An 11,602-nucleotide genomic window follows, 5' to 3' on the forward strand; every position below is an offset into this window, starting at 1 on the left:
TTTTTCGTCAACCACCCGCGCAGATCGCGCGTTAAATCACGCAGATGCCAACCTTAGCTATCCGGCATTGGCAGCCGAACCCGTGTTTGCGTCACGAAAGCGACGTTTTATTCGAATACGATTCGGCGCCCGCAGCGCAAAGAGAAATTTCTCGAAGCGTCTGTCAACCGAAAGGTGGATGGCACCGTTAGACGACATGACTCCTATTGCCGGGTCATTTGGTTAATTAACTAAAGCTGAGGAACACAACATGAACAAACTGATCGCCGCTCTGGTCGCTGGCCTCTTCGCAACGGCTGCTTTCGCACAAGCTTCGGCTCCGGAAGCTGCTCCGGCAGCAGCAGAAGCTGCTTCGGCACCGGCTAAGCACGCTGCCAAGAAGCACCACGCTGCCAAGAAGCACCACAAGGCATCGAAGAAGGCTGCAGCAAGCGACGCAGCAGCACCGGCAGCTGCTTCGAACTAAGTAAGCAAGCTGTAATAACGCAGTCAAGAACACGCAGTCCTGCCGTTCTTACGGCGTTGAAAGGCAGATCACCGCAAGGCGATCTGCCTTTTTCTTTTTTGTGCCCGCCGGCGCGCATCGCGTACCATGCGGGTCTCGTTTTCCAGACAGGAGCCATGCTGTGCACTTCTCCCTGCGCCCGTCGCTCGGCCGCCTTGCGCGCGCCGCCGTGTTTCCCGCCGCCCTCGCCGTCCTCGCGCTCGGCATGCAGGCCGCCGGCGCGCAAGTGCCGCCCGGCGCCAAGCAGCCGAGCGAGTTCCCGCGCGTGAAGCTGCGCGCCGGCATGTACGTGATCGACGCGGCCGTCGCCGCGAACGACGCCGACCGCGAACAGGGGCTGATGTACCGTTCGCAGCTCGCGCCGAACGAAGGCATGCTGTTCGTCTTCAACGAGAACGCCGTGCACTGCTTCTGGATGAAGAACACGCTGATTCCGCTGTCGATCGCGTTCATCCGCGCCGACGGCACGATCACCGACATCGACGAGATGCGCGCGGAAACCACCGACAACCACTGCCCGCGCAACAACGGCGTCTATGCGCTGGAAATGAGCAAGGGCTGGTTCGCCGCGAAAGGCATCAAGCCCGGCATGAAGCTCGACGGCCTGCCGAGGGCCCAGTAACCGCAGCGGCCCGCGCGGCGGCCTTGCATCGCGCACCGCGCACCGACCGAAAAGCCGGCCGCCCCTTGTTTGTTATCGGGCGCCGGCTTTTTTTTCGCCCGCCGGCGGCGCCCGCCTTGATTCGGCACCCGCTGCCCGCATCTGCAAAAGCCACGGACAAGCGCTATCCTTTAAATCTCGCTAGTTCCAGCCCGGGCCGGCACCCAATCAGCCGGCCCGCTTACGATCCGAACCACCAGGAGGTTCACGTGCCCCGCAAAACCCCCATCGAGCGCTATAGAAATATCGGGATCAGCGCTCACATCGATGCCGGCAAGACCACGACGACCGAGCGCATCCTGTTTTACACCGGCGTGAGCCACAAGATCGGTGAAGTGCACGACGGCGCGGCCACGATGGACTGGATGGAGCAGGAGCAGGAACGCGGCATCACGATCACGTCGGCCGCGACCACGGCCTTCTGGAAGGGCATGGCCGGCAACTATCCGGAACACCGGATCAACATCATCGATACGCCCGGGCACGTCGACTTCACGATCGAAGTCGAGCGCTCGATGCGCGTGCTCGACGGCGCGTGCATGGTCTACGACTCGGTCGGCGGCGTGCAGCCGCAATCCGAGACCGTGTGGCGCCAGGCGAACAAGTACAAGGTGCCGCGCATCGCGTTCGTCAACAAGATGGACCGGATCGGCGCCGACTTCTTCCGCGTGCAGAAGCAGATCGGCGAGCGCCTGAAAGGCGTCGCCGTGCCGATCCAGATTCCGATCGGCGCGGAAGACCATTTCCAGGGCGTCGTCGATCTCGTGAAGATGAAGGCGATCGTGTGGGACGACGAAAGCCAGGGCGTGAAGTTCACGTACGAGGACATCCCCGCGAACCTCGTCGAGCTCGCGCACGAGTGGCGCGAGAAGATGGTCGAGGCCGCGGCCGAAGCGAGCGAGGAACTGCTCGAGAAGTATCTGCACGACCATGAATCGCTGACCGAGGACGAGATCAAGGCCGCGCTGCGCCAGCGCACGATCGCGAACGAGATCGTGCCGATGCTGTGCGGCAGCGCGTTCAAGAACAAGGGCGTGCAGGCGATGCTCGACGCGGTGATCGACTACCTGCCGTCGCCGGTCGACGTGCCCGCGATCCTCGGTCACGATTTCGCCGATCCGGAAAAGCCGGCGGAACGTCATCCGAGCGACGACGAGCCGTTCTCGTCGCTCGCGTTCAAGATCATGACCGACCCGTTCGTCGGCCAGCTGATCTTCTTCCGCGTGTATTCGGGCGTCGTCGAGTCTGGCGACACGGTGCTCAACGCGACGAAGGACAAGAAGGAACGGCTCGGCCGGATCCTGCAGATGCACGCGAACGAGCGCAAGGAAATCAAGGAAGTGCGCGCGGGCGACATCGCGGCGGCCGTCGGCCTGAAGGAAGCGACCACCGGCGACACGCTGTGCGATCCGGCCAAGCCGATCATCCTGGAAAAGATGGAATTCCCGGAGCCGGTGATCTCGCAGGCCGTCGAGCCGAAAACGAAGGCCGACCAGGAAAAGATGGGCCTCGCGCTGAACCGTCTCGCGCAGGAGGATCCGTCGTTCCGCGTGCAGACCGACGAAGAGTCCGGCCAGACCATCATTTCGGGGATGGGCGAGCTCCACCTCGAAATCCTGGTCGACCGGATGAAGCGCGAGTTCGGCGTCGAGGCGACGGTCGGCAAGCCGCAGGTCGCGTATCGCGAAACGGTGCGCACGACGGCGGCCGACGTCGAAGGCAAGTTCGTCAAGCAGTCGGGCGGGCGCGGCCAGTACGGCCATGCGGTGATCACGCTGGAGCCGAACCCCGGCAAGGGCTATGAGTTCCTCGACGAGATCAAGGGCGGCGTGATTCCGCGCGAGTTCATCCCGGCCGTCGACAAGGGCATCACCGAGACGCTGAAGAGCGGCGTGCTCGCGGGCTACCCGGTCGTCGACGTGAAGGTGCATCTGACGTTCGGTTCGTACCACGACGTCGACTCGAACGAAAACGCGTTCCGGATGGCCGGCTCGATGGCGTTCAAGGAAGCGATGCGCAAGGCGAAGCCGGTGCTGCTCGAGCCGATGATGGCCGTCGAGGTCGAGACGCCCGAGGACTTCATGGGCAACGTGATGGGCGACCTGTCGAGCCGGCGCGGCATCGTGCAGGGGATGGAGGACATCGCGGGCGGCGGCGGCAAGCTGGTGCGCGCCGAGGTGCCGCTCGCGGAAATGTTCGGCTATTCGACGTCGCTGCGTTCGGCCACGCAGGGCCGCGCGACATACACGATGGAGTTCAAGCATTACGCGGAAACGCCGGCGAACGTGTCGGAAGCCGTGATCAACGCGAAAGTGAAGTAAGCGCCGCTCGCTCGCGCTTCGGCGCATGCGCACAAGGCCCGTCCGGTTCATTCCGGACGGGCTTTTTTTCGTCCGGCGCACATCGCGTTCGCGGCTTGTCGATCGGCGTGCCGCGCTTTTTTTCGCGTGCCACAATGGATGGCGTTTCGTCAGATGGAACCCGCCCGATGCCGCCCACCCCTGCCCTGCGCCGCCTGCTGACCCTCTATGCCGGCCTGATCGCCGCGAACGTCGCCGTCTGGCTGTGGGCGCTCGCGGTGCTGCACGACCATCCGCTGCTGCTCGGCACCGCGGCGATCGCATACGGGCTCGGGCTGCGTCATGCGGTCGACGCGGATCACATCGCCGCGATCGACGTCGCGACGCGCAAGCTGATGCAGGACGGCCAGCGTCCGGTGAGCGTCGGCCTGTTCTTTTCGCTCGGTCATTCGACGATCGTGATCGCGGCGACGCTCGGTATCGCGCTGACAGCGTTCGCGCTGCGCGACCGGTTCGATGCATTCCGCGAGATCGGCGGCACGATCGGCACGGCGGTATCGGCTACCTTCCTGCTGGTGCTCGCGTGCGTGAACCTGATGATCCTGCGCGACGTGTGGCGACGCTATCGCGGCGCGTCCGGGCACACGCACGACGGCGCGCACGAGCATCGTCCCGCCGGACTCGTATCGCGGTTGCTGCGCCCGCTGTTCCGGTTCGTGTCGAAGAGCTGGCACATGTATCCGGTCGGCGTGCTGTTCGGGCTCGGTTTCGATACTGCAACCGAAATCGGCCTGCTCGCGATCGCCGCCGCGCAGGCGAGCCAGGGGCTGCCGGTCTATACGGTCATGCTGTTTCCCGCGCTTTTCACCGCCGGCATGACGCTGATCGACTCGACCGACAACGTGCTGATGATTCAGGCATACGGCTGGGCAATGGACGATCCGCAGCGCAAGCTGCTCTACAACGCGAGCATCACGTTCGTCTCGGCGGCCGTCGCGCTGGCGATCGGCGGGATCGAGGCAGCCGGCCTGCTGGCCGACAAGCTGTCGCTGACGGGCCCCGTGCGCGACACGCTCGACGCGCTCGGCGAACGCTTCGGCTCGATCGGCTACGGCATCGTCGCGCTGTTCCTCGTCTGCTGGATCGCGTCGATCCTGTTCCACCGCTGGCAACGCGCGGCCGACGCGCCGGCGCGCTGAACGACTCCTCCGACGTTTCATTCCGGAAACAAAACGCTCCCCTACGACGTTGCATGCGCGGTCACGCGACTGCGCCCGCCTTTACCGACGGGCCCGAGCGGCCGATGGCACGAATCTCGCAGAGTGAGATTCGCACGGCGGGCCCGCGTGCCGATCCGCGTTCGCGGCTGACGTCCAGCGTCGGCCAGAAGGCGATCGGCCGACGATAGGACTACGAATCTTTTACGCCCCCCTGCACCACACGTAAATCGTCGCGCGGCTACGAGGCATCGCGCGCATGGGGAGGCCATGATGCATAAAACGAAACAACCGTTCCGCGCGGCGGGACGGCGCCCTCGTGCAACCTTGCTGGCCGTGGCCGCGTTCGCGTGCTGCTGCTCGTATGCGGTCGCACAGAACACGACGCCTGACGCCGCGCCCGACGCGAACGCCAGCGCGGACACCATCATGACGCTCGTCGAGAACGCATCGCCGTGCGCCGCCAATCCGGCTGCGTGCGCGGTACACGTGTATGCCGGCCGGGGCGTCGGTAATGGCGGCGCCGGTGCGGGCGGCAGCGGAAACGGAAACGGCGGCGGCACCGGGAATGGGAACGGTAGCGGCGGCAACAACGGGAACGGCGCCGTCGGACCTGCGGGTGTCGGCGGAACGACAGGCGGAACCTCCGGCAGTACGAACGGCACGGGCCGCGGAGGCAATGCGTCCGGGAACGGTGGTTCAGGTGGTGGGACTTCGGGTGGTGGGACTTCGGGTGGAGGCACCTCGGGTGGCGGCACTTCCGGTGGCGGCACTTCGGGTGGCGGTACCTCGGGTGGCGGTACCTCGGGTGGCGGTACCTCGGGTGGCGGTACCTCGGGTGGCGGCACTTCCGGTGGCGGCACTTCGGGTGGCGGTACCTCGGGTGGCGGTACCTCGGGTGGCGGTACCTCGGGTGGCGGCACTTCCGGTGGTGGCACTTCCGGTGGTGGCACTTCCGGCGGCGGCACTTCGGGTGGCGGCACTTCCGGTGGCGGCACTTCCGGTGGCGGTGGCCACGGTGGTGGTGGCGATGGTGACGGCGGCGGTCACGGTCATGGCGGCGGTCATGGCGACGGTGGCGGTCACGGCGACGGTGGCGGCCATGGTGACGGCGGTGGTCACGGCGACGGCGGCGGCCATGGTGACGGCGGTGGTCACGGCAACGGCGGCGGCCATGGCGATGGTGGCGGTCACGGCAACGGCGGCGGCCATGGCGATGGTGGCGGTCACGGCAACGGCGGTGGTCATGGTGGCGGCGGCGGTCACGGCAACGGCGGTGGTCATGGTGGCGGCGGCGGTCACGGCAACGGCGGTGGCGGTGGCGGTGGCGGTGGCGGTGGCGGTGGCGGTGGCGGTGGCGGTGGCGGTGGCGGTGGCGGTGGCGGCGGCGGCGGCGGCGGCAGCGGCGGCAGCGGCGGCAGCGGCGGCAGCGGCGGCAGCGGCGGCAGCGGCGGCAGCGGCGGCAGCGGCGGCAGCGGCGGCAGCGGCGGCAGCGGCGGCAGCGGCGGCAGCGGCGGCAGCGGCGGCAGCGGCGGCAGCGGCGGCGGCCATGGTAACGGCGGAGGTGGCCACGGAAACGGCGGTGGTGGCGCGGGCAACGGCGGCGGTAACGGCAATGGCGCCGGTGGCAATGGCGGTGGAAACGGTAACGGCGGGAGCGGCGGAAGCGGCGGCGCCAACGGCACCGGCGGCCACGGCAATGGCGGCGGCAACGGTAACGGCAATGGCAGTGGCGGCGCCGGCAACGGCGGGGCCAACGGCGTCGGCAACGGCCGTGGCGCCGGCAACGGCAACGGCGGCGGTCCCGGCAACGGCGGATCGTCGGGCGGCCGCCACTGACCCGAAGCGTTGCCCGGCTGAAGTCGGTCAGAGCATCTCGAGCGCGCGCTTGCTGTGCGGCGGACGGAAATACGCGTCAAGCTGCGCGCGCTCGTCATCGCTGAACACGACATCGAGCGCGGCGCGGTTGTCGCGCACGTGCTCGATCCGCGACGCCTTCGGAATCGCGAATACACCCGGCTGCGCGAGCACCCATGCCAGTGCGACGCGCGTCACCGACACGCCGCGCAGCCGCGCGATGTCGTCGAGCGGCGAGCGTTTCGGCAGCCGCCCGTGATCGACCGGGCTGTACGCCATCGCCGGGATCCGACGATCGGCCAGCCACGGCAGCAGGTCGAACTCCGGACCGCGTCGCGCGATGTTGTAGAGAATCTGGTTGGTGGCGCACGCCCCGCCGCCCGCGTCGTCGACGAGTTCGGCCATGTCGGCCGTATCGAAGTTGCTCACGCCCCAGTGCCGGATCTTGCCCGCACGCTGCAACGCGTTGAAACCCTCGACCGTTTCCGCGAGCGGCACCGAACCGCGCCAGTGCAGCAGGTACAGGTCGAGGCGATCGGTACGCAGGCGCTTGAGGCTCGCGTCGCACGCGGCGGCGACGCCGCGCCGGCTCGCATGGTGCGGATAGACCTTGCTGACGAGGAACACGTCGTCGCGCAGGCCCGCAAGCGCGTCACCGACCAGTTCCTCGGTCGCGCCGTCGCCGTACATCTCCGCGGTATCGACCAACGTCATTCCGAGCTCGACGCCCTCGCGCAGCGCGGCGATCTCGTCCGCGCGCCGCGCCGGCCGCTCCCCCATTTCCCAGGTGCCCAGGCCCAGCTTCGGAATCGTCTCGCCGTTCGGCAAAACGACCGTGGCGATCGTGTCTGTCATGCGTTTCCTCGTGGCGGATTCGTGGCCGCACACCGCGGCCGAAGCATCGGATACGACGCATCAGTGTAGTCAATCGGTGCGCCCCCGGCCTATTACGCGGCAAAAACCGGCTATAACGGCGCGGCATGATGACTTAGAATGGCCGCAACCTGATCGATACCCATTGTATGAAGGCACCCACGGACGACCGCTGGCAGGACCTGCGCCCCGACCCCGACAACGATACGCCGCTCTACCTGCAGCTCGCCCGCAAGCTCGGCGATGCGATCCACGACAACCGCTGGACGGCCGGCGAGGCGCTGCCGTCCGAGCGCGTGTTGTCCGAAGCGCTCGGCGTGTCGCGCATCACCGCGCGCAAGGCGATCGCGCTGCTCGTCGAGCAAGGCCTGATCCGTCGCACGCAGGGCGCCGGCAACTTCATCCAGCCGCGCTACGAGGATCCGCTGTCGCGGCTGTCGAGCTTCAGCGAAATGCTCGAGCGCCGCGGCTTCAAGCCGAGCTCGCAGTGGCTAGCGCGCGAAATTCAGCCCGCGAACCGCGACGAAGTGATCCAGCTCGGGCTGTCGCCGGCCGCATCGGTAACACGCCTGAAACGTCTGCGTCTCGCCGACGGCATCGTGATGGCCGTCGAGAATTCGACGTTCCCCGCGACGCTGATTCCCGATCCGCAGGCGATCGTCGGCTCGCTGTACAGCTATCTCGAAGCGCGCGGCACGCCGATCGTGCGCGCGCTGCAGCATTTCCGCGCGGTCAACGCGACCGACGAGATCGCCGAGCAGATGGGCATCGCCCCGCACGACGCGCTGCTGCTGATCACGCGGATCGGCTATACGTCCGACCAGCGCGCGATCGAACTGACCGATACCTACTGCCGCAACGACTACTACGATTTCGTCGTCGAACTGCGCAAGTAACGCGACGCGCGTCGCCGGCGCTCACAGCCAGCGCGCGTCGTCGGTGCCGAGCGGCACGGGCGGCCGCGCGAACGACGGCGGCGTCGCCGACAGTCGCTCGGCCGGCCGCACGGTGTCGAGCACGCCGAACGGCGACGCGATGCGGTCGATCCGGTCGCGCACGTCGGCCAACGCGAGATCGGGCGCGTGCAACCCGTCCGGCACCGCGCCGAACGACTGCAGCCAGCGCCCCGTCTGCGCGAGCGACATCCGCACGTGCCAGCTTCCCCCTTCGCGCGCCCGCCGCGCGAGCGCGATCATCGCGCCGAACGCCGCGAGATACCCCGTTGCATGATCGAGCGCCTGGCACGGCAGATGGCGCGGCCCGCGCGCCTGCACGGCCTGCTGCTCCTGCCATGCGATTCCGCTCGCCGACTGCACGAGGCTGTCGAACCCGCGCCGCTTCGCCCATGGCCCTGCATGCCCGTACGCCGACACCGACACGTAGACGATGCCGGGCCGCCGTTCGGCCAATGCCTGCGGCGCGAAACCGCGCGCCGCGAGCGCGCCGGGCCGGTACGACTGCAGAAACACGTCCGCCTCGCGCGCGAGCGCGCGCAGCGTATCGACGCCTGCCGCGTCGCGCAGATCGATCCGCGTCGAGCGCTTGCCACGCCCGTTGTCGATCACGAGCGGCGCGATGTTCGGCAGGTGCGGACCGTTGACGAGCAGCGTCTGCGCGCCGTGGGACGCCAGCGTGCGGCCCGCGACCGGCCCCGCGATGATGCGCGTGAGATCGAGCACGCGCACACCGGCCAGCGGCTGGCCGGCTTCGCCGCGGCCGATCGGCTCGGCCGGTGCGTCGCCGATCCGCTCGATCTCGAACAGCGGCAGCGACGCGATCGCGTGCGCCTGCTCGTGCGCCGCCCATTCATCAGGGGTTCTGATCAATGCCGCGCACAGGCCGGCGTCGGCCAGCGCGGTATCGAGCGCCTCGCCGTCCCACGTACGGATCGCGGCGGCGACGTCGGCGGGCTGCGGGCCGCAGCCGAGCACGTCGAGAATGCCGTGCAAATGATGCGGGAAATTCGCGTGCAGCTGAATCCATCGTCCGTCACCCGTCTCGAAGAAGCCGGTCACCGGATGGCGCAGCTCCGGCGGCGGCCCGTCGTCCACGCGCAGGTAGCGTTCGCTGCGGAACGCCACGAGCGCGTCGCGCACCGATACGTCGACCGATTGCGCCACGCCCGTTCGCAGCCGATGGCATTCGGCTGCCGCGAGCCCGGCCGCGGCGATCGTCGCGGCAGCGAGCGTGCCGACATGAAACGTCGACGGCAGCGTCGGGTCCTGCCCCGTCACGGTCGTGCGGGCCAGCGCGTCGCGCTCGCCACGTGCGAGTTGCCAAAGATGCGCCAATGCGGATTCGGGTGTCATGGTGGAGGAGACGCCGTTGAGGAGACGGAATCGAGTCTAGAATTCGCGACAGGCGCGATCAATCTTGATTGCGCGAATCAATACATAACGAATAGTCGTAACGGGCCCGCGCTTCATGCGCGGCGACAGGAGCCACCGGCATGACATCCGTCAGTGCGCAGGAAGCCGCGGGCATGCTCGGCGTCAGCGTGAGCACGCTCTACGCGTACGTGAGCCGCGGCCTGCTGCGCTCGCTGCCCGACGGCGCGACGAAGCGCCGCCGCTACGACGCCAACGAGGTGTGCCTGCTCGCGCGCCGCCGCGCCGATGCGAAACGCGCGGGCGGTGTCGCCGAACGTTCGCTCGACTGGGGTGTGCCCGTCCTGGAATCGCGGATCACGCAGATCGCCGACGGCCGCCTGCGCTACCGCGGCGTCGATGCACTCGCGCTGGCCGACGCGGCGACGCTCGAAGAAACGGCCGCGCGGCTGTGGGACTGTCCGCCCGCGCGGCTGGCCGCCGCGTCGCTCGCTTCCAGCGGTTTCGATGCGGCGCAGTGGGACGACTGGGCGCGTCGCTGGGCGCATCTCGCACCGCTCGAACGCACGCTGGTGCTGCTGCCGGCCGCGGCCGCATCGCTGCCGCGCCTGTGGGCGCAAGAGCGCGATGCGCAGCTCGATGCCGCGGCGCTGCTGCTGCGCATCGCGACGGCTGCGCTCGCCGGCATCGCGCCGGGCGACGCGCCCGTGCACCGCCAGCTCGCGGCCGCGTGGCGCGTGCGGCGGCGCAACGAAGCCGACCTGCTGCGGCGTGCGCTCGTGTTGTGCGCCGATCACGAACTGAATCCGTCGACCTTCGCGGTGCGCTGCATCGCATCGACCGGCACCCATCTGTTCGGTGCGATCTCGGGCGGGCTCGCGGCGCTGTCGGGGCCGCGTCACGGCGGCGAGACGTTCCGCGCGGGCACGCTGCTCGACGAAGCGGCCCGCGCCGCTGATCTCGATCGCTACCTCGCGCTGCGGCTGGCGCACGACGAACGCGCGGACGGCGGGCGCACGGCCCTGTCCGGCTTCGCGCACCCGCTGTACCCCGACGGCGACCCGCGCGCACGGGCGCTGCTCGATGCGCTGCATGCGACGGCGCCCGACCGGCCGGCGCTGCGCGCGGCGCGCGCGCTCGCCGCACGCGTCGATGCGGCGACGGGCCTGCGGCCGACGATCGATTTCGCGCTCGCGGTGCTGGAGCGCACGCTCGCGCTGCCCGACGGCGCGGCGTTCACGCTGTTCGCGGCCGGCCGCACGGCCGGCTGGATCGCGCACGCGCTCGAACAGTACGCGGACGGAAAGCTGATCCGGCCGCGCGCACGCTACGTCGGCAGCGACGCGGCCGGGTGACGCCGGCCGTCACGCCATGCGGCGAACGGGCGCCACCACGCGGGCGCGGTGCGCACGGCCGGCACCGCCAATGGCCCGAACGCGAACGTCGCGCCACGCGGCCCGGCGCTGACCCACGCGCGCGTGCCGGGCAGCAACGTCAACGATTCGCCCGCGCCCAGCCAGTGATCGTCTGGCCGGCCCTCGACGGTCACCCACACGTCGCCTTCGGCCACTTCGAGCAGCGTACGATCGACGATCCGCCACCGTCCGGCCGGCTCGTCGCCGTCCATTACGTAAAGTCGCAGTTCGCGCATCGCAGCCTCCTGGTCGCACCGGTTCGATGACACCAGTATTTCGGAGAGCGGCCGCACCCGGACAGATACGGCCGCGTACAGTTCCGGCTGAACTGTACTGGCCGCCCGACGGGGACAGGCAGCCGGCCGCCGCGCCGGCCCGGTCCGGCCGGAACCGCACGACATACCGCGCAGAACCTGCACGGCGCGGCGGCTTTCCCTACAATGTCGG

At 68.7% G+C, this 11,602-nt stretch carries 10 protein-coding genes; 7 read left to right on the forward strand and 3 right to left on the reverse strand.

Annotated elements, in window-relative coordinates:
• Positions 1 to 250: 250 nt before the first annotated feature.
• The 5 genes from JYG37_RS15060 (at position 251) to JYG37_RS34780 (ending at position 6,522) form a co-directional block, all read left to right on the forward strand.
• On the forward strand, positions 251 to 466 hold the full coding sequence (locus JYG37_RS15060; RefSeq protein WP_011352970.1) for a hypothetical protein: 216 nt from the start codon (positions 251 to 253) through the stop codon (positions 464 to 466).
• Positions 467 to 626: 160 nt separating this feature from the next.
• The gene (locus tag JYG37_RS15065; protein ID WP_006490889.1) at positions 627 to 1,127 is read left to right on the forward strand and encodes a DUF192 domain-containing protein; all 501 of its coding nucleotides are present in this window, start codon (positions 627 to 629) and stop codon (positions 1,125 to 1,127) included.
• 248 nt (positions 1,128 to 1,375) lie between these two features.
• Positions 1,376 to 3,487 carry an elongation factor G gene (gene fusA / locus JYG37_RS15070; protein ID WP_023477042.1) on the forward strand — a complete coding sequence of 704 codons (2,112 nt, stop codon included), beginning with the start codon at positions 1,376 to 1,378 and terminating at the stop codon, positions 3,485 to 3,487.
• Between the two features lie 167 nt (positions 3,488 to 3,654).
• Positions 3,655 to 4,665: a HoxN/HupN/NixA family nickel/cobalt transporter gene (locus tag JYG37_RS15075; protein WP_176016093.1), complete on the forward strand. Its 1,011-nt coding sequence runs from the start codon at positions 3,655 to 3,657 to the stop codon at positions 4,663 to 4,665.
• Positions 4,666 to 4,956: 291 nt separating this feature from the next.
• Positions 4,957 to 6,522, forward strand: a complete 1,566-nt coding sequence (locus JYG37_RS34780; RefSeq protein ID WP_249745995.1) for a hypothetical protein — start codon at positions 4,957 to 4,959, stop codon at positions 6,520 to 6,522.
• A 27-nt stretch (positions 6,523 to 6,549) separates the two neighbouring features.
• On the opposite strand, the gene JYG37_RS15085 is transcribed toward JYG37_RS34780, so the two are convergent.
• Entirely contained in the window at positions 6,550 to 7,395 is an 846-nt protein-coding gene (locus JYG37_RS15085; protein WP_050017090.1) for an aldo/keto reductase, read from the reverse strand.
• Positions 7,396 to 7,562: 167 nt separating this feature from the next.
• Between JYG37_RS15085 and JYG37_RS15090 the strand changes: the two genes are divergently transcribed.
• Positions 7,563 to 8,309, forward strand: coding sequence for a GntR family transcriptional regulator (locus JYG37_RS15090; RefSeq protein WP_006489667.1), 747 nt, complete (start codon positions 7,563 to 7,565; stop codon positions 8,307 to 8,309).
• 21 nt (positions 8,310 to 8,330) lie between these two features.
• Here the strand turns inward: JYG37_RS15090 and JYG37_RS15095 are convergent, their stop codons facing one another.
• On the reverse strand, positions 8,331 to 9,722 hold the full coding sequence (locus JYG37_RS15095; RefSeq protein WP_204383372.1) for a CoA transferase: 1,392 nt from the start codon (positions 9,720 to 9,722) through the stop codon (positions 8,331 to 8,333).
• Positions 9,723 to 9,862: 140 nt separating this feature from the next.
• Between JYG37_RS15095 and JYG37_RS15100 the strand changes: the two genes are divergently transcribed.
• The gene (locus tag JYG37_RS15100; RefSeq protein WP_213345559.1) at positions 9,863 to 11,095 is read left to right on the forward strand and encodes a citrate/2-methylcitrate synthase; all 1,233 of its coding nucleotides are present in this window, start codon (positions 9,863 to 9,865) and stop codon (positions 11,093 to 11,095) included.
• On the opposite strand, the gene JYG37_RS15105 is transcribed toward JYG37_RS15100, so the two are convergent.
• Entirely contained in the window at positions 11,068 to 11,391 is a 324-nt protein-coding gene (locus JYG37_RS15105) for a DUF2917 domain-containing protein (RefSeq protein ID WP_124595613.1), read from the reverse strand. The two genes, JYG37_RS15100 and JYG37_RS15105, sit on opposite strands and share 28 nt — an antisense overlap.
• Positions 11,392 to 11,602: the final 211 nt, after the last annotated feature.

The sequence above is a fragment of the Burkholderia sp. LAS2 genome (genome assembly GCF_018417615.1).
In the GTDB taxonomy this organism is placed as follows: domain Bacteria; phylum Pseudomonadota; class Gammaproteobacteria; order Burkholderiales; family Burkholderiaceae; genus Burkholderia; species Burkholderia sola.

Bases quoted from the DNA above. Each gene is read 5' to 3' on its own strand.
- JYG37_RS15075 (WP_176016093.1), top strand. From the start codon at position 3,655: ATGCCGCCCACCCCTGCCCTGCGCCGCCTGCTGACCCTCTATGCCGGC.
- JYG37_RS15060 (WP_011352970.1), top strand. From the start codon at position 251: ATGAACAAACTGATCGCCGCTCTGGTCGCTGGCCTCTTCGCAACGGCT.
- JYG37_RS15090 (WP_006489667.1), top strand. From the start codon at position 7,563: ATGAAGGCACCCACGGACGACCGCTGGCAGGACCTGCGCCCCGACCCC.
- JYG37_RS15095 (WP_204383372.1), bottom strand. From the start codon at position 9,722: ATGACACCCGAATCCGCATTGGCGCATCTTTGGCAACTCGCACGTGGC.
- JYG37_RS15100 (WP_213345559.1), top strand. From the start codon at position 9,863: ATGACATCCGTCAGTGCGCAGGAAGCCGCGGGCATGCTCGGCGTCAGC.
- JYG37_RS34780 (WP_249745995.1), top strand. From the start codon at position 4,957: ATGCATAAAACGAAACAACCGTTCCGCGCGGCGGGACGGCGCCCTCGT.
- JYG37_RS15085 (WP_050017090.1), bottom strand. From the start codon at position 7,395: ATGACAGACACGATCGCCACGGTCGTTTTGCCGAACGGCGAGACGATT.
- JYG37_RS15105 (WP_124595613.1), bottom strand. From the start codon at position 11,391: ATGCGCGAACTGCGACTTTACGTAATGGACGGCGACGAGCCGGCCGGA.